The 16,955-nt window shown below is 63.9% G+C and carries 18 protein-coding genes and 1 tRNA gene; 8 read left to right on the top strand and 11 right to left on the bottom strand.

What is annotated here, in order from left to right:
• Positions 1-16 precede the first annotated feature (16 nt).
• The 7 genes from QMB55_RS05760 to glmS form a co-directional block, all read right to left on the bottom strand.
• Positions 17-940 carry an alanyl-tRNA editing protein gene (locus QMB55_RS05760; protein WP_497587725.1) on the bottom strand — a complete coding sequence of 308 codons (924 nt, stop codon included), beginning with the start codon at positions 938-940 and terminating at the stop codon, positions 17-19.
• 94 nt (positions 941-1,034) lie between these two features.
• Complete coding sequence (locus QMB55_RS05755; RefSeq protein ID WP_497587724.1) at positions 1,035-1,349, bottom strand: DUF4387 domain-containing protein; 315 nt, start codon at positions 1,347-1,349, stop codon at positions 1,035-1,037.
• Positions 1,346-2,728, bottom strand: coding sequence for an acyclic terpene utilization AtuA family protein (locus QMB55_RS05750; RefSeq protein WP_497587723.1), 1,383 nt, complete (start codon positions 2,726-2,728; stop codon positions 1,346-1,348). Before QMB55_RS05750 ends, QMB55_RS05755 begins: the two co-directional genes overlap by 4 nt.
• Before the next feature lie 3 nt (positions 2,729-2,731).
• Positions 2,732-3,988: a methylaspartate ammonia-lyase gene (locus QMB55_RS05745; protein WP_497587722.1), complete on the bottom strand. Its 1,257-nt coding sequence runs from the start codon at positions 3,986-3,988 to the stop codon at positions 2,732-2,734.
• A complete protein-coding gene (locus QMB55_RS05740) occupies positions 3,985-5,430 on the bottom strand; it encodes a methylaspartate mutase subunit E (protein ID WP_497587721.1) in 1,446 nt (481 codons plus the stop codon). Before QMB55_RS05740 ends, QMB55_RS05745 begins: the two co-directional genes overlap by 4 nt.
• Positions 5,417-6,850, bottom strand: coding sequence for a glutamate mutase L (locus QMB55_RS05735; RefSeq protein WP_497587720.1), 1,434 nt, complete (start codon positions 6,848-6,850; stop codon positions 5,417-5,419). Before QMB55_RS05735 ends, QMB55_RS05740 begins: the two co-directional genes overlap by 14 nt.
• On the bottom strand, positions 6,847-7,263 hold the full coding sequence (gene glmS, locus QMB55_RS05730; RefSeq protein WP_497587719.1) for a methylaspartate mutase subunit S: 417 nt from the start codon (positions 7,261-7,263) through the stop codon (positions 6,847-6,849). Before glmS ends, QMB55_RS05735 begins: the two co-directional genes overlap by 4 nt.
• A 203-nt stretch (positions 7,264-7,466) precedes the next feature.
• Between glmS and gcvA the strand changes: the two genes are divergently transcribed.
• Complete coding sequence (gene gcvA / locus QMB55_RS05725) at positions 7,467-8,378, top strand: transcriptional regulator GcvA (protein ID WP_497587718.1); 912 nt, start codon at positions 7,467-7,469, stop codon at positions 8,376-8,378.
• A 67-nt stretch (positions 8,379-8,445) separates the two neighbouring features.
• Here gcvA and proB read toward each other — a convergent pair whose 3' ends face one another.
• The 4 genes from proB to rplU all read right to left on the bottom strand — a co-directional run bounded on the left by proB (position 8,446) and on the right by rplU (position 11,415).
• Positions 8,446-9,564, bottom strand: coding sequence for a glutamate 5-kinase (gene proB, locus QMB55_RS05720; protein ID WP_497587717.1), 1,119 nt, complete (start codon positions 9,562-9,564; stop codon positions 8,446-8,448).
• A 6-nt stretch (positions 9,565-9,570) separates the two neighbouring features.
• Positions 9,571-10,695, bottom strand: a complete 1,125-nt coding sequence (gene cgtA / locus QMB55_RS05715) for an Obg family GTPase CgtA (protein ID WP_497587716.1) — start codon at positions 10,693-10,695, stop codon at positions 9,571-9,573.
• A gap of 118 nt (positions 10,696-10,813) precedes the next feature.
• Positions 10,814-11,077 (bottom strand): 50S ribosomal protein L27, encoded by a 264-nt coding sequence (gene rpmA / locus QMB55_RS05710; RefSeq protein WP_497587715.1) that lies wholly within the window; start codon positions 11,075-11,077, stop codon positions 10,814-10,816.
• A gap of 26 nt (positions 11,078-11,103) precedes the next feature.
• The gene (gene rplU / locus QMB55_RS05705) at positions 11,104-11,415 is read right to left on the bottom strand and encodes a 50S ribosomal protein L21 (RefSeq protein WP_497587714.1); all 312 of its coding nucleotides are present in this window, start codon (positions 11,413-11,415) and stop codon (positions 11,104-11,106) included.
• Between the two features lie 207 nt (positions 11,416-11,622).
• On the opposite strand from rplU, the gene ispB reads away from it, so the two are divergent.
• The 7 genes from ispB to QMB55_RS05670 all read left to right on the top strand — a co-directional run.
• Complete coding sequence (ispB, locus tag QMB55_RS05700; protein WP_497587713.1) at positions 11,623-12,591, top strand: octaprenyl diphosphate synthase; 969 nt, start codon at positions 11,623-11,625, stop codon at positions 12,589-12,591.
• Positions 12,592-12,605: 14 nt separating this feature from the next.
• Positions 12,606-12,682 (top strand) — tRNA-Pro (locus QMB55_RS05695).
• Positions 12,683-13,097: 415 nt separating this feature from the next.
• A complete protein-coding gene (locus QMB55_RS05690; protein WP_497587712.1) occupies positions 13,098-13,781 on the top strand; it encodes a substrate-binding periplasmic protein in 684 nt (227 codons plus the stop codon).
• 46 nt (positions 13,782-13,827) lie between these two features.
• Positions 13,828-14,607 (top strand): methylmalonyl-CoA decarboxylase, encoded by a 780-nt coding sequence (gene scpB, locus QMB55_RS05685; protein ID WP_497587711.1) that lies wholly within the window; start codon positions 13,828-13,830, stop codon positions 14,605-14,607.
• Between the two features lie 74 nt (positions 14,608-14,681).
• Positions 14,682-14,915, top strand: a complete 234-nt coding sequence (locus QMB55_RS05680) for a PP0621 family protein (RefSeq protein WP_497587710.1) — start codon at positions 14,682-14,684, stop codon at positions 14,913-14,915.
• Positions 14,912-16,492, top strand: a complete 1,581-nt coding sequence (locus tag QMB55_RS05675; protein ID WP_497587709.1) for a sensor histidine kinase — start codon at positions 14,912-14,914, stop codon at positions 16,490-16,492. The genes QMB55_RS05680 and QMB55_RS05675 overlap by 4 nt, the downstream gene beginning before the upstream one ends.
• A gap of 44 nt (positions 16,493-16,536) precedes the next feature.
• A partial coding sequence (locus tag QMB55_RS05670) for a response regulator (protein WP_497587708.1) occupies positions 16,537-16,955 on the top strand: 419 nt, incomplete at its 3' end.

Here is a 16,955-nt window from a genome sequence, read left to right as displayed (position 1 = left end):
GTCTCCTCTGACGGGATCATCCGACGATTTTCAGAATTCGGTCGAAGCCGGCGTCCTCGATGGGTGTGCCGACGATGCCGACCAGCAGGTGTTCCTGGCTGATCGGGTTGAAGCGGAGTTCGGGCAAGAGGCGGAAATCCTCGATCTGGCCCGAGGATTTGACGTGGGTGCGCACCCCGGTGCATGGCATGGTCGCTTCGCCGATGCGGATGTGGTCTTCGTCGGCGGGCGAAATCGGCAGGTCGCGCGCGATCACCGCGCGCACGTCGGCCTCGAGTTTGGCGAGGTCGATTCCCGGCGGCTCGGCGAAACCGATCACGAAGCCGTGCTTGACGTCGGAATGCAGCTCGGGGATCGGGATGCCGTAGTCGCGCGACAGGATCAGGCTGGTGATGTCCTCGGCCGAGTGCGCCATCTTGCGGTACTTGACGGTGCGATAGACGATGTCGCGCACCGCCTCGGGATCGGGGCCGAAGACGTTGGGCCGGGCGACGACGACTTCCTCGCCGATGCCGAGCAGGATCTGTGCGTTGAAGTTGAGGTGCGGGAAGAGCAGGTCGAAGTGCTCGACGACCACGCGCCGACGATGCTTGAGCGCGGTGGTCACCGCGTCGGCGATCTCCCAGATCTGGCGGAAGGCCTGCTCGTAGCGCACGTCGATGTGGTAGGTGTGCGGGCCGAAGCGGTCGGTTTCGGAAAAATCGAAAAGCGGCGTCGAGCGCAGGTTGATGCCCTCGTCGTCGTTGGTGAGTTCCAGTCCGGGGAAAATGCCGCGGATCAGCGTGGACTTGCCGGCGCCTTCGGCACCGATGATGCCGACTAGGAGATCGGTGGGCAGCAAGTGGCGCTCGGCGATCTCGCGTCCGAGCTTGTAGAGGCGCATGCGGCCCCGCGGTGCGTAATAGACCGCGTAGATCAGCGTCTCGTGCATCACAACCATGGCCGGTATCTCCCTGCAGTGTCGATCCGGTATTGCATCAAGCCAACCCTGCGGCGTCGGCTCTCGCGTTGAGCCGGCGCCGCGTGGGGTGAATCTACAAATCGAAATTCAAACCCAGCAAAGGCGCGTGCTGCTGGGCGCCATAGACGTCGGCGTCCCCCGGCGCGCCGGAGACGATGCGCCGGGGCATCACGACCTTGACGGCATTGGCCGGCTCGAACCACACGATGCGGCGGATTTCCTCGATGCCGACGCCATAGGCTTCGGCGATGCGCTGCGGCGAAAACTGGCCGCTGGCACGCAGGGCGTCGAACAGCTTGCGGTCCTTGAGCATGATGTCGAGCACCAGTTCGTAGGGGCCCGAATTTTTCGAGCGCACCACGCGGGCGATGTCGAGAATGTTCTTCATGCGGCGTTCTCCAGGGTGCTTTCGCCGTTGACCACCCGCTCCATGCGGAACGGGAATGCCGTCGCCGGATCGATGGGCATCAGGTGGTAGAGCGAGAATTCATAGACCGTGCCGGCCTGGACGTCGGACGGCGAGAAGGGGAAGGCCAGGTTGCCGGCCGTCGCCACGCGCCCCGGATAGCCGTAGTGGAGCAGGGTCGAGCGGGTCAGCGAGCAGACGGTGTTGGCTTCCTCCTGCGTCGAGCCGAGGACTTCGATGACGATGCCCAGTTCGTGCGCGGTGGTGTCTTTGAGCGGTTCGAGGTCGCCCATGACGCCGTTCTTGCCGTAGATGTGGAAGAAGACGCGGGCCTGCGCCTCGTCGCCGAGGATGTGCGCGACGCGCGCCTTGACGGCCTCGAGGATGCTGTCGATCGAGGCGATCATGATCGGATCGCGCGTGCCGGCGATCGACAGCGTGCGGTAGCCGACCGGGGCCGAGCCTTCGAGCTTGACCATGTACGGCCGATGCACGTGCTTGGAGCCGCGCACTTCGACCGTGCCGTCGGGGTGTTCGGTGAAGGTGCAGGCGGTGAGGTCGAGCACGCCGCCCGGGCCGGGCAGGAAGTAGGGGTCGGACTTCTCGTACAGGGTGTGCGCGGCGGCCGATTCGGCGGTGAACTTGCGTTCGTCCGAGAGCGCTTTAAGCACGAAGGAGTCCTCGCGCAGGATGCCCAGGGCGCAATCCGAGCCTGAGCCGGGCGAGGCAGCAATGGCCGCGCATTCGAGGATCTTGCCGCAGTGCAGGGCGAGGCCTTCGTCATAGCCTTTCATGATCGGCAGGGCCGAGAAGCACGCCGGGTCGTAGGCGCGTCCGGCGAGCACCACCTGGGCGCCAGCCTCCAGCGCGCGAATGAAGGGCTCGACGCCGGCCTGGGCGACGATGTAGGGCGAAGCGTCGATGGCCTCGTGGGTGAGCGGCGGCACGAGGTCGAGCGGAACGATTTCGCCCGCGTCGAGCGCGGCGTGCACCGCGGCCTTGTCGACGTCGGTCGGGATCACCGCCAGGCGGAAGGAGAGTTTTTCTTCACGCGCGATCTCGAGCACGATCTCGCGGCACCAGTCGAGGTGCGGCGCCGCGCCCGAGCCGCCGGCCGTGCCGACGACCACCGGGATGCCGGCTTCGACGCCGGCCTTGAGCATGTAGCGCAGGTCGCGCTTGACGCCGGTGCGGTCGGTGAAGGCCTTGCCGGCGCCGAGGTAGTACGGGCCGGGGTCGGTCGAGCCGGCGTCGACGGCGATCAGGTCCGGCTTCTCGGCCATGCCGCGCTTGAAGCTGGCTTCCGGAAAGCCGTAGCCGAGGATGGCGGTCGGCGACAGGATCTTGAATTCAGGTTTCATGGTTTACCCCTTCCGGGCCGCGGCGCGGGCCTTGAGCAGCGCCAGCGTCCGATGCATTTCGTTGTAGACCGTATTCATGCCTTCGTCGAAGCCCATGCCCGGTTTGATCAACATGCGCATCGGCCGGGCCGCCAGCGCGAGGTGCACGCAGGTGTGGGCCGAGACGTCGGTTTCGTTGCAGGTGCCGCCCTGGTAGGCCTCCATGCCGTTGCGGTTGCAGTGCAGCACGGCGTCGACGATGTTATGGACGCCGCCGAGGTCGGGCGTCTTGATCTGGACCATATCGCAGGATTGCGCCGCGGTGAAGTCCACGATGTCCTCGTAGGTGTTGCACCACTCGTCGGCGACGATCTTGACTGGCGAGCCCATGGCCTTCAGGTAGCGCATGATCTTGCTCAGTTCTTCGATCTGCGCGTCCTTGCTGCCGGCGTCGACCGGGCCTTCGATGTAGAGCTGCAGCGGGCCGGCGGCCTTCTCCAGGCCGGCGAGGTAGTCGGCGACGCGCTTGGCGTCCTGGTCGAAGATCAGGCCGATGGTGCCATACACGTCGATGTGCAGGCAGGGGCGGTAGTCGGGCGAGGTGCGCAGTTTCTCGACGCGGGCCACCAGCCAGCGGATGTACTCCTCGAGCTTTTCGCCCTGGTAGCCGAGCTTGTCGGGGACGTTGTTGATCAGCCCGTGCGGCAGCGCGTCGACGCCCTTCAGCAGCATCTTGTCGACCGCGGTGTAGCGGTCGTCACCGCTCTGGCCGAAGAGCGGGATCGGTTCGGCGACGAGCGGCAGCTGGTATTCGTCGAGGATGACTTCGGCCTTGGTGATCTGGCGTGCCTTGGCGGTGGCGTCAAGCAGGGCTTGCGTGAGGCCGTAGCGGATCGCGGTGTGCAGGCGCTGGCCGTCGATCTCCAGAGTGTCGAAGTGGCGCGCGTTGGCGAGGAAGGTCGAGACGTCGAGGCCTTCGAGGCGCGATTTCAGGTGCTGCTCGAGGAAGGGCACGAAGGCGCTGGCCAGGAACAGCGGATCGCGGCCGCCGGCACCCGAATATTGAACGGCGGCACAATCGCCGAGGGCCACGGCGCCGTTCTCGAGAACCAGCAGCACCGAGACGCATTCGCCAGCCTGGCGGATTTCACGGAAGCCCGGCGTCTTGGCCTCGCCGACGTAGACGAAACCGTCCTGGCCGGCGCCGGCCTTGATGGCCTTCTGGTCGTCGAAATAGAAGGAGGAATAGCCGGCCACAAACAGGGCCTGAGTAATTTTCATCGCGGTCTCCCGATCAGCTTGCTCTTGGATATGGCATAAATGTCGTCGACGACCATCTGGAAGGCGGGCGCACGGTTTTCGGCGCGGGCGCGTTCGGCGATTTTGTCGCGGTGGTAGGTCATGACGTCTTCGGGCAGCGGCACGCGGCCCGGTTCGAAGATGCGCACGGCGCCTTCGTTGTCGCGCACCGGCAGGAGTTTGCCGGCGTTGCAGGCGGCGGGGGCGAAGGGCACGTCGAGGACGCCGGCTTCGAAGGCGCGCACCGCACCGACGGCGACGTCGCCCTCGCCGAGTTCGAAGACCTTGGCCAGGACGGCACGCACTTCGCGCTTGATCAGCTCGACTTCCTGTTCGAGCGTCGGGCTGGCCGGGAAAACCTGCTCGCGCACCATATTGAGCATCTGGCGGGTGGCGTCGAGGCCCTGGCGGTTGGCTTCCTTGGTCGGGATGCCGCTGGCTTCGTGCGGGGTCTTGACGATGACCTTGGTCGCGCCGGAGAGGGCGGCCATGGCGCTGCCCCAGCCGATTACCGCGTAGGCCATCGATTCGTTTTCCGGGAAGCCGCCCATCCACTGGTGGAAGACGGTCGACAAGGCGTAGTCGGTGTAGCCGGCGGCCTGGAAGAATTCGTCACCGAGTTCGCGCAGCGAGCGGATCGCGGCGATGTCCTGGACGAGGTTGCCGGCCTGGCCGTAGCCGAGGGTGATGCACTTGCAACCTTGTTCGAGCGCCAGCAGTCCTTCGATGATCGCCACGCTGTGCGAGATGAAGGGCGGCACCAGGGTGCCCGAGAGCGGGCCGAAAGGTTCGCGGTTGATGCGCACGCCATGTTCTTCGTACAGGCCGACGAGGCGGTCGCAGTACTGCCAGTGACGGATCGAACGCTCGAGCGGCACCTTTTTGGCGTAGGGGATGTTGTACGAGATGCCGCCGCCTTCGTAGGCGGTGAAGCCGGCGGCGAGGGTGATTTCGCCGAGCAGGCGGGCGTCGGGCGTGCCGTGGCGGACCTGCACCGGTTTTTTCAGCGCCTCGACCACGCGCCGGCATTCGGCGAGGCCGTGGTTGACCGCCGGGAAGCCGTTGAGCAGCGAGGTGCCGGCGGCGAGCGAACGTTCGATGCCTTCGGCCGCTTTCTCGTAGTGGTTGAGCCGGGTGTAGGCGTCGATCGTCGAAGGCAACAGGTCGCAGGAGTCCTCAAGGAACTGCAGCAGCTTGATGTGCTCGTCGACCAGCGCGACGCCGGCGCGCGGCTGGCACAGGGTCTTGTTCTCGCGTACCGCTTGGGCGAGGACGCTGGAGAAGCGTTTGCTGTCCGGCAGGGCGAGCTGGTAGCGGACGCCGTCCTCGAAATCGACACCGGTGCCAGTCGGCCAGGTGGCCATCACTTCGGTGCGTTCTTGCTGGAACTCGTCCAGCGTCAGTTTCCGGTTACGCAGGGACATGGGGTTTCCTTGTAGCGTGGGTGGTCAGCTGCGCGACGCCGGCGAAAGCGGCTGCGCGCGGGCAGGTGCGGGCCAGGTTGGCCAGCAGCGGGAACAGGTACTCTTGGTCGCGGAAGTAGCTGAAGTCGGCGGGCAGCAGGACGCGCCGGCCGCGGGCGTCGACCGCGTGCGCGGCGAACCAGTCCGCCGGGTTGAAGTCGGCCGCGCGCGACAGCCAGCCGCCCGAACCAATGATCTTGGCGGTGTGGGTGAGGTCGCGTCCGGTCTGCACTTGCACTTCGCCATCCGGGGTGAACACCGCCTGCCAGCGTCCGACGTGGCGCGCGGCGGCATGCCCGACGCAGAGGCCGGCGAGCAAGGTGTCCAGCGTCCGGTCGTGCGCCGACTCGGGCAGAAAGTCCGGGGCTCGGGTCAGCATGTCGGCGTGCTGCTTGAATTCGGCTTCGCCGATGCCGTGCGCGGCCAGAGCAGCAGCGCAAGCCGGGCCGCCGACGCTGGCGGTCGATTGGGCCGAGACGCGCATCCCGAGGTCGCCCTCGACGCTGCGCTTGATCTCGGGCTCGGGCAGGCCGCGCAGCAGCGTGCCGGCAGTCGGCGTCTCGCGGTGCGCCGAATAAACGTCGGTCGTTGCCCCGCCCATGTCGAAGAGCATGAAGTCTTGCCAGCCGGGAACGTGCTCGTGGATGGCGCGCACGTATTCATAGACGGCGTACGGTGTCGGCACCGGCTCGGCGCCGGTGGCGCGCATGATGCGATCCAGCCCTTTGCCCTTGACGATGGTCTCGAGAAAGATCGCGCGGATTGCCTCGCGGGCCGGCTCGGGGTTGGGTTCGTTGAAGTTCGGCAGCAGGTTGTCGACGACGCGCAGGCGCTTGCTGGCGAGGATTTCAGCGACCTCGTCGGCGGCGGCGCGGTTGCCGGCATAGACGATTTCGCAGTCGATCTTCGAGGCGGCGATGGCTTGCGCGTTGGCGAGTACGTATTCGGTGTTGCCGCCGTCGGTGCCGCCCGCGAAGAGCAGGATGTCGGGCGGCGCGGCCTCGAGGCCGGCGATGTCGCGGCGGGTCAGGCGGTACGAGAAGACCTGGGTCAGCTTGGCGCCGGCTGATTGAGCCGCCGTCTTGCCGATTTCCAGGGTGACTTCAGGCACCAAACCGATCGCCGCGACGGCGAGGCCGCCCTTGGCCGACGAGGAATACTGCAGCTGTACCGCGCCGCTGGCGAGTTGCGCCAGCGGGTCACCGGAGACGAGCTCGCCGAGCAGGGCGAAGAAGCCGTCGCCGAGGTTGTCGACCGTGGTCGGGCGCGCGGCACGCGCGGCAATACGGACATTTTCTCGGACGTTTTCGCTTTCGGGCTCGATCTCGAAACGGACTCCTTTGGTCCAGGTCGAGCCGATGTCGATGGCGACGAGGTTCATGCCTGGGCCGCGATGTCCTGTTTGAGCAGTTGGGCGACGGCGGCGAGGTCGACCGAGGGGGCGAAGACGCGGTCGTAACCCATGCCCTTGAACAGGGTCTCGACCTCGGCAAACTCACGCTTGCCGATCACCAGATTACCGCCCACGTAGAGTAGAATCCGATCGAGTCCGCGCTCGATGCAGCGGCCGCGCAGCCCGTCGCAATCGATCTCGCCGTGGCCGTAGATCGAGGAGACGAGGATGGCGCGGGCGCCGGTCTCGATCGCGGCGTCGATGAATTCGTCCTGACTGACCATGACGCCCAGATTGACGACCTGGATGCCCTCGCGGGCCAAGGCGTTTTCGATGATTTTGTTGCCGACGGCATGACAATCGGAGCCGATGACGCCGAGGATGACGGTGGGAGTGTTCATGTTTCGCTCCTGACTTTCCGCGCCGGTTGCGGCAGCGGGAGGCGCGGTGCGCGGTGCGGGGTTTGATTGAAGTTGGTGCGCGTTGCTCATTGATGTTTGTGTCCGAATGAATTGCGTAATGCGCAATATCCATTTTTGTAGGCTTTGCGGGCCGGAGCAAACGATGTTTGGTTATAATATCGTTCTAAGATGGAACTAAATCGATGAGAAGACGGATACCCGGGCTGGAGTTGCTGGCCGCATTTGAGACCGCGGCGCGGCACCAGAGCTTTACCCGCGCGGCGGAAGAGTTGTCCTTGACCCAGAGTGCGGTTTGTCGCCAGATCGCGGCGCTCGAGGATTACCTCGGCGTGCGCCTCTTTAACCGCATCAAGAAGCGCGTCACCCTCTCCGAGGCTGGTCAGCTGTATGCGAAACAGGTGCGCGAGAGTTTGAAGCGGATCGAGCACGATACCCTGTCGCTGATGGCGCACCGGGGCTCGGGCGGCGTGGTCGAGCTGGCCGTCATCCCGACCTTTGCCACGCGCTGGCTGATTCCGCGCCTCGTGAGCTTTCACGAGGAGAATCCGTCGATCACCCTGGATCTGACGACGCGTGCCGAGCCGTTCATGTTTACCGATACGCCGTTCGATGCGGCGATCCACTTCGGCGACCCGATCTGGCCGGGGGCGATCACCGAGTATCTGTTCGGCGAGGAGATCGTTCCGGTGTGCAGCCCGTCCTTGCTCAAGGGGCGGGTGCAGATCACGCCGGAAGAATTGTCGCGGCTGCCCCTGCTGCACCAGTCGGCGCGGCCCGACGCCTGGCGCGAATGGTTCGAGGTGGCCGGATTGAGCCATGTGAATGCCATGGGTGGCGCGCGTTACGAGCTGTTTTCGATGCTCGTCCAGGCGGCCAAGGTCGGCCTCGGCGTGACCCTGGTGCCGCGGTTCTTTGTGGTCAACGAGGTGGCCACAGGCAAGCTGGTGATCCCTTGTCCGCAGGTGCTGCGCAGCCAGCGCGGCTACTACCTCGTCTATCCCGAGAACAAGGTTGGCTCGCCGTCGCTGCAGGTCTTCCGTCGTTGGCTGCTGAGCCAGGCGGCGATCTACCGCGAGACGAATCCGACGGCATAGCCACTTTTGCCGTGGCGACAAAACGGGCAGCCTGGGCTGCCCGTTTTGTTTGGTGTGGGATCGCGGGTTAAGCGAGGATCAGGTTATCGCGGTGGATCAGTTCGGGTTCGTCGAGGTAGCCGAGGATGGCTTCAATGTCCTGGCTGCCGTGGCGTGCGATGCGGCGAGCATCGCTGCTGCCGTAGTTGGTCAGGCCGCGGGCGATTTCCTGGCCGTCGGGCGAAACGCAGGCCACGGCTGCGCCGCGTTCAAATTCGCCACGCACTTCGGTGACGCCGATCGGCAGCAGGCTCTTGCCTTCGCCCAGCGCCTTGATCGCGCCGGCGTCGAGCACCAGTTGGCCGTTGAGCTGCAAGTGGTCGGCGAGCCACTGTTTGCGCGCACTCAGGCGCGGCGTTTCAGAGGCAAGCAAGGTGCCGATCGACTCGCCGGCGGCGAGGCGAGGCATGACGTCGGGCGTGCGGCCGCTGGCGATCACCGTGTGCGTGCCGCTGCTGGCGGCGCGTTTGGCGGCGATGACCTTGGTGATCATGCCGCCCTTGCCGTATTGCGTGCCGGCGCCGCCGGCCATGGCCTCGAGTGCCGGATCGCCGGCGCGGGCCTCGGCGATCAGCGTCGCGCTCGCGTCCTTGCGCGGGTCGGCGGTGAATAGGCCGAGTTGGTCGGTGAGGATGATCAGGCAGTCGGCATCGACGAGGTTGGCGACCAGGGCGCCAAGCGTGTCGTTGTCGCCGAACTTGATTTCGTCGGTGACGACGGTGTCGTTCTCGTTGATGATCGGTACCACGCCGAGGCTCAGCAAGGTCGATAGCGTCGTGCGCGCGTTGAGGTAGCGCTTGCGGTCGGCCAGATCCTCGTGGGTGAGCAGTACTTGTGCTGTGTGCAGGCCGTGCGCGGCGAACGCCGTTTCATAGACCTGGGCCAAGCCCATCTGCCCCACCGCGGCGCAGGCCTGCAGTTCGTGTACCGCGCGGGGGCGACGGCTCCAGCCTAAGCGCTGCATGCCGCAGGCGATGGCACCCGAGGAGACGAGGACGACTTCGCGCCCTTGCGCGCGCAGGGCGGCGATCTGCTTGGCCCATTCGTCGATGGCCGGGAGGTCGAGTCCGGCGCCGTTGTTGGTGACCAGCGCGGAACCGACTTTGATGACCAGGCGCTTGGCTTCGGCGATGCGTGTGGGTGTCATGGCGGGCTAGGGGGCAGGGTTGGAATCGGTGTCGGCGCCGTTGCCAGAGTCGTCCTCGTCTTCGGCGAAGTGGGCGTCGAGTGCGTTGTCGGCGGGGAGTGGCGGCAGTTCGGGCGCGAGTTTCTCGAGCGCCTCCTGCAGGGCGAAGATGATCGGCCGGCAGCCGTCGCCGCTGATGGCGCTGACGGCGAAGTGCCGCGATTCCGAGTCTGCTCCGTAAGCGGCGAGAAAGTCGGTGATGCGTTGCGCGCGTTCTTCTTCGGGAATCAGGTCGAGTTTGTTGAGCACCAGCCAGCGCGGCTTGGCGGCGAGTTCGGGGCTGTATTTCTCGAGTTCGCCGACGATGGCGCGGGCGTCATGCACCGGGTCGGCCTCGGGGTCGAGCGGGGCGAGGTCAACGATGTGCAACAGCACGCGGGTGCGCGCCAGGTGCTTGAGGAAGCGGATGCCGAGGCCTGCGCCTTCGGCCGCGCCTTCGATCAGTCCCGGAATGTCGGCGATGACGAAACTCTTGTTCTCGCTCACCCGCACCACGCCGAGGTTGGGGTGCATGGTGGTGAAAGGGTAGTCGGCGACCTTTGGACGGGCGGCCGAGACGGCGCGGATGAAGGTGCTCTTGCCGGCGTTGGGCAGACCGAGCAGGCCGACGTCGGCGAGCACGCGCAACTCGAGGCGCAGTTCGCGCTCTTCGCCCGGCTCGCCCTTGGTGCATTGGCGGGGCGCGCGGTTGGTGCTCGACTTGAAGTGGATGTTGCCGAGTCCGCCCTTGCCGCCCTTGGCGATCAGGATGCGCTGGCCGTCGGTGGCCAGGTCGGCGACGATTTCGCCGCTGTTGCTGTCGGTGATGACCGTGCCGACCGGCATGTGCAGGACGATGTCGCTCCCCCCCTTGCCGTAGCACTCGCTTGATCCTCCGTTTTCGCCGCGCGGGGCAGCGAACTTGCGGGTGTAGCGGAATTCGATCAGGGTGTTGAGGTTGCGGTCGGCGACTGCGTAGACATTGCCGCCGCGTCCGCCGTCGCCGCCGTTCGGGCCGCCTTCGGGTTCATATTTCTCGCGCCGGAACGTGGCAACGCCGTTGCCGCCGTTGCCCGCCGAGATCTGGATGCGCGCTTCGTCGATGAATTTCATGGGTGTTCTCTGCTGTGTTGCCGAACCAAAACCCGAAGGTACAAACAAAAAAGCCCTACCGCAAGGATAGGGCTTTCGAGGCGTGGCCTGCGCCCTGGGGCAGGCTGCCAGGCGGCGATTAGGCCGCGACCGGAACGATGTTGACCGTGCGGCGGCGCTTCTCGCCCTTGATCGTGAATTCGACGTTGCCGTCGATCAGCGCGAACAGGGTGTGATCCTTGCCGAGGCCGACGTTGAGGCCGGGGTGGAACTCGGTGCCACGCTGACGCACGATGATGTTGCCGGCGAGGACGAACTGGCCGCCGTAGCGCTTCACGCCAAGGCGTTTCGACTCTGAGTCGCGGCCGTTGCGGGAACTACCGCCTGCTTTTTTGTGTGCCATGTCTGTGTATCCTTTCTGTCAGGCGATCAGGCCGAAATGCCGTCGATGCGGATTTCGGTGTAGTTCTGACGGTGGCCCTGATGCTTCTGATAGTGCTTGCGGCGACGCATCTTGAAGATCTTGACCTTGTCGTGACGGCCCTGAGCAAGCACAGTCGCCTTGACCGCCGCGCCAGCGAGGAGCGGAGCACCGATTTTCACGGTCTCGCCCGCGCCGACCATGAGCACCTGGTCAAGCGTGATTTCTGCGCCAACTTCTGCCGGTATCTGTTCTATTTTCAGTTTTTCGCCAGCGGCAACGCGATACTGCTTGCCACCGGTTTTTATGACCGCGTACATGTTGGACTCCCAAAAAACGGGTTAAGGTAGAACGAAGAACCGACCATTATACGGATTTGTGTTGTCAAGTCAAAGGCTTTGCTCCCCAAAGGCGGCTCCAGTGATTGCGGCTGAAATCGGGAAATAGAGGCGTTCCCCCGCCTTTGGCTTGACGTTCTGCAGCGCGTCCTCCTAAGATTGTCGGGTTTTTTTGTCGGGGCCAACGCCGTGAAGCTGGAACAGCTCTACAACCTGATCGGACCGGACATGCAGGCCGTCGACGCGGTGATCCGCACGCGCCTGCATTCGGATGTCGCCCTGGTTCGACAGGTCGCAGAGTACATCATCCAGAGCGGTGGCAAGCGTTTGCGCCCGGCCTTGGTGTTGCTGGCGGCCGGCGCTTTGGGGTATCGCGGTGCGCACCACCATGAACTGGCGGCCGTGGTCGAGTTCATCCACACCGCGACCTTGCTGCACGACGACGTGGTCGACGAGTCCGACCTGCGTCGTGGCCGGAAAACCGCCAACGCCATGTTCGGTAATGCCGCCAGCGTTCTGGTCGGCGATTTTCTTTATTCACGAGCCTTCCAGATGATGGTCGGCGTCGGCAACATGCGCGTCATGCAAGTTCTTTCGAGCGCGACCAACATCATTGCCGAAGGCGAAGTGCTGCAGCTCATGAACTGCCACGATGCCGACGTCGATGAGGCGCGCTATCTGCAGGTCATCCGCTACAAAACGGCCAAACTGTTCGAAGCGGCTGCCCGATTGGGGGCAATCGTCGGTGGCGCGTCGCCGGAAATCGAAGAGGGCTTGGCCGCGTATGGCACGCACCTTGGAACGGCCTTCCAGATCATTGACGACGTTCTTGATTACTCGGGCGCCGAAGCCGAAACCGGTAAACACTTGGGTGACGACCTCGCCGAAGGCAAGCCGACTTTGCCGCTCATCTACGTCATGCAGCACGGTACGCCCGAGCAAGCCGCCTGTGTGCGCAACGCCATCGAGCAGGGCGGACGGGACGATTTTCTGGCGGTGCTCGATGCCGTGCGTGCCGCTGGGGCCTTGGAGCACGCGAAGTTGTGCGCGAAAGCCGAGGCCGACCTGGCGACGAAGGCTTTGGATGCGTTGCCGGCTTCCATCTACAAAGAAAGCCTGTTACAATTGTCTTTCTTCGCTGTTGCAAGAGCGTATTAGCAAGCGCGAAGCGTCGGGGTGTAGCTCAGCCTGGTAGAGTACTGCGTTCGGGACGCAGGAGTCGGAGGTTCGAATCCTCTCACCCCGACCATGAATTGACGGAAAAGGCCTTGAAAATTCAAGGCCTTTTTTGTTTTGTGCCATATGGTGCAAAGAACCTCGCTCTGCAAGCGAGTCTTGGCGGCGTCTCCGCCGTTCTGCTTGATCTCGATTTGCATGCACTGGCCATACCGGTGTTCGGTGCGTCGCGTCCCCGTTTGCTTTTTTGCCACGTCCTTTTCGTCTGGAGGGGGAGTGTATGCGGTGTCGCGTGTGCGGGTGAAATGCGTCGTCTATACTCCTGCGATGCATGACGAGGTAGGGGGCGCGATGCCCATGGTCATGGCAGACGTTATCCTCGGCGTTCCTGGCTCGGTGGCTTTGCGAAGGGAGGCGTGGTGTCTCTGAAGTGGCTTGTGCTCCTTGCGGCATTTTGCTCGACCGCCGGCGCGGCCTTCGATTTGCGCATGGCCGCCCAGGATTCCGCGCCCAAATTCATCAAAGAGGGCGAGGCGTGGCGTGGCATTTGCGTCGATATCATGCGCGCCATCGAATACGTCGATCCGGAAATCCGCTTTCAGCCACTTGCCGGTTTTCAAGTCTTGCCCAAGATCGAGGCCGCGCTGGAGTCGGGCGGAGTGGATGTGGGTTGCGCCTTGGCGCGAACCCCGCAGCGGGCGCAACGCTTCCATGTCGTCGATATTCCGCTTTACCACACCTTCGGGCGTCTGGCGGTGCGCGCCAGCGATCCAGTCGAGTTGCGCTCGTTCACCGATTTGCGTCATCAGGGGGGCGGGGTGCTCAGCGTGCGGGGCACCATTCACAGCCAGATCCTGCTCGCGCGTGGCATGCCGCTCGACGAGTCCCCAGAACGCGTGACGGACGCCTTGCGTCGCTTGATCGAAGGGCGGGGGCGTTTTGTGTTTCACAACGATTTTGCCTTGCGTGAAAGCATTGCCCGCGCGCGCCTCGGTGACCGCGTTCGCGTCCTGCCGAACCTCTTCGATTTCCCTGAGCTGGATTCTGGTCGCTACATGATGGTCTCCAGAAAGGTCACGCCGGAAGCGCGAGAGCACCTGCGTTCCGCCTTGGAAATCCTGCAGCGCAGCGGAGAGCTGGCGCGCATCTTCGAGTCGTTCAGGTTGCGCTGAGCGACGTCCCTTTTTCCTTTGTCCCCACGTGTGCGGGAGGATGGCCATGGCCTTGGTGTTGACCGAGAAACGCAATGCGACCGGAATCATTACGCTGAACAATCTCGACAAGCGCAATGCCCTCAGTGAAGCCTTGATCGAGGAGGTGACGGAGGCATTGCGGGGCTTCCAGGCGTTGAATATCCGGGCCGTGGTGTTGCGCGCGCCGTCTGGTGTCCGTGTCTGGTCGGCCGGGCATGATGTAAACGAACTCCCGGCGCGAGGCCGGGATCCGCTTGGCTGGAACGACCCCTTGCGGATTCTGATCCGCAGCATCCAGGAGTTCCCCGCGCCGGTAATTGCCTTGATCGAGGGCGGTGTCTGGGGTGGCGGTTGTGAACTCGCCATGGCCTGTGACCTGCTGGTGACGACCCCAGACGCCACATTTGCCATTACCCCGGCCAAGCTCGGCGTGCCTTACAACCTTGGCGGCTTGCTGACGCTGACCAACATGATTCCTCTTCCGGCGGCCAAAGAAATGTTGTTTACGGCGCAGCCGATTCCCGCCGAGCAGGCTTTCAACCTGGGGATCATCAATTATGTGAAGCCAGCGGACGAGATCGAAACCTTCGTGCTCGACATGGCGGCCAAAATCGCGGCCAATTCCCCGCTTAGCATCGCCGTGATGAAGGAGGAACTGCGTCTTTTGTCCGGCGCACACGCCATTACGCCCGAGCTCTTCGAGCGCATCCAGGGCTTGCGCCGCACCGTTTATGACAGCGCCGACTATCAGGAAGGCATCAACGCCTTCCGGGAGAAGCGAAAGCCCGCGTTTACCGGCCGTTGAGGTGCGACGTCTGCCCAGAGCTCGGCCTGCTCTGCTATGCTTGCCCGCAGTTGATTTCTGCGCTTGGCGGGTCGATGAAATACCTGATTTTCCTGATGGTCGCCCTGGTGGTGTTCTGGGGCGTGCGCAAATGTCGTCGCGATCGTTCATCCGCCCCGCCGCCTGCCGGGCGTGACGCTGAACGCATGGTGCGCTGCGAAATCTGTGCGCTAAACGTGCCGCAGAGCGAAAGCGTTTGCGTGCAGGGCCGGTTTTTTTGTTCTCTTGCGCATGCCGAGGCGGCGACGAAGGGTAACGCTCGCCGATGAGTTCTCCGCTATCCTCGGTGCTTGATTTGCACTGGCGGACCTTGCGCTATTTCAACGCATACCGCTTTTGCATTGCCCTGCTGCTCTTCGTTTCTTCTCTCTCCTCTTCGTCGAATGTTGGGTTTTCCCTGCTTGCGACGGAACATTCGACATTCCATCTATGGCTGACGGGCATCTATGGGGTAACGACAGCGTTATCGCTATTTGCCCTGTACCGCTATCAGCGACACTTCAATGCCCAGCTGACCCTCCATGTCATCATCGACATCGTGGTCGTGACGCTGCTCATGTACACCTCGGGCGGGATGCGTAGCGGGCTCGGGGGCTTGCTCTTGGTGACGCTGGCTGGCGCGGGCATTGTCGGCGAAGGGCGTCTGGTGCTCTTCTATGCGGCCTGTGCATCGCTGACGGTGCTTACCGAGCAGGCCGTGCGCGGATTTTTTGGCGGTGGCGAGCAGAGCGATTTTTTTCAGGCTGGATTGTTGTCCGCGGGGTTTTTCGCGATTGCAGTCAGTGCGCGCATGCTCGCGCGTCGATTGCTTGCCAACGAGGAATTGGCGCGCAAACGCGGGGAGGCGTTGCGCAACCAGACCTTGGTCAGTCAACGCATCATCGCCGAGATGCAGGATGGCGTCATGGTGGTCGATCGTGCCGGCGTGATCCGTCAGTGCAATCCGAGGGCCGAGGAGTTGCTTGGGCTGCCGGGGCACGAGAACGTGCCTTTGAGCAGTGTTTCCCCTGCGCTGGCCGAAGCTTTCGGCGACTGGTGCGAGCACGGCGGCGAGCGCCCAGTGCTCGGCCGGGCGTTGGCCAGCGGCACCCAGGTCCGGGTCAGATTTGCGACCACCGAAAGTAGCGAGTTCGATGTCCTGGTTTTTGTCGAGGACATGGGGCGACTGCAAGAACAAGCGCGGCAGCTCAAACTCGCCGCCTTGGGGCGTTTGACCGCCAGCATCGCGCATGAGATCCGTAATCCGCTCTCGGCGATCAGTCATGCCAGTGAACTGCTGCGTGAGGAGTGTGCAACCCCGGTCAGCGACCGCCTGCTGCGCATCGTGCACGACAATGCCTTGCGGGTCGAACGCATCGTCAGTGATGTGTTGGAGTTGGGGCGTCGCGATCGGACACAACGCGAAGTGCTGGATCTGCGCAGCTTGTTCGCCGCGCTGGTCGAGGACTGCCTGAACGATACCGGCGCCAAGGCGGGAATGGTTCGCTGTCATTTTTCCGGGCGCTCGACCCTGTATTTCGACCGTTCCCATTTTCACCAGGTGTTTGCCAACCTGATGCACAACGCCTTGCGCCATGCGAGCGGAGGGGTCGGCAGCGTCGAGGTGCGCATCGAGGATGGACGTGGCGACGGCTGGGTCGAGATTCATGTGATCAATGATGGTCCCCCGATCGAGGGGCGGCATCGAGAGCAGATTTTCGAGCCCTTCTTCACGACGCACTCGCGCGGTACCGGCTTGGGGTTGTATATCGCCCGCGAGTTGTGCGAAGCCAATGGCGCCAGCATCGACCTGCGTGATAATGCGAAGGGTGTCGATTTCTGTGTTTCTGGGAGGGCGGGAGAGTGACGGCGGCAAGAACGGAACGGCGCGGACAGGGCGCGCAACCGAAGGTGCTGGTGGTCGATGACGAAGCCGACATCCGCGAACTGCTTGATTTGACGCTGGCGCGAATGGGCATCCTGGCTGACTGCGCCGCCTCGGTCGGAGAGGCGCGCGCTTGCCTCGAGCGCGAGGAGTACAGCCTGTGCCTGACTGACATGCGCCTTCCTGATGGTGACGGATTGGAAATCGTACGTCTCATTGGAAGCCGTTATGGCCAAACGCCAGTGGCTGTGATCACTGCTTTCGGCAGTACCGATAATGCCGTTGCCGCACTCAAGGCCGGCGCTTTCGACTACCTTGCCAAACCGGTTGCGCTCGATCAGCTACGGGCCTTGATCAAATCGGCGCTCTCGCTGCCGGGCGGCGGGGCGGCGGATCGTGTCCCGGGACGTGGTGTAAGAAGCGTCAGCAGAAGCGGTCAGCGGGT

The organism is Propionivibrio sp. (genome assembly GCF_041441355.1).
In the GTDB taxonomy this organism is placed as follows: Bacteria; Pseudomonadota; Gammaproteobacteria; order Burkholderiales; family Rhodocyclaceae; genus Propionivibrio.
This window is presented reverse-complemented; position numbering and strand designations above follow the sequence as displayed.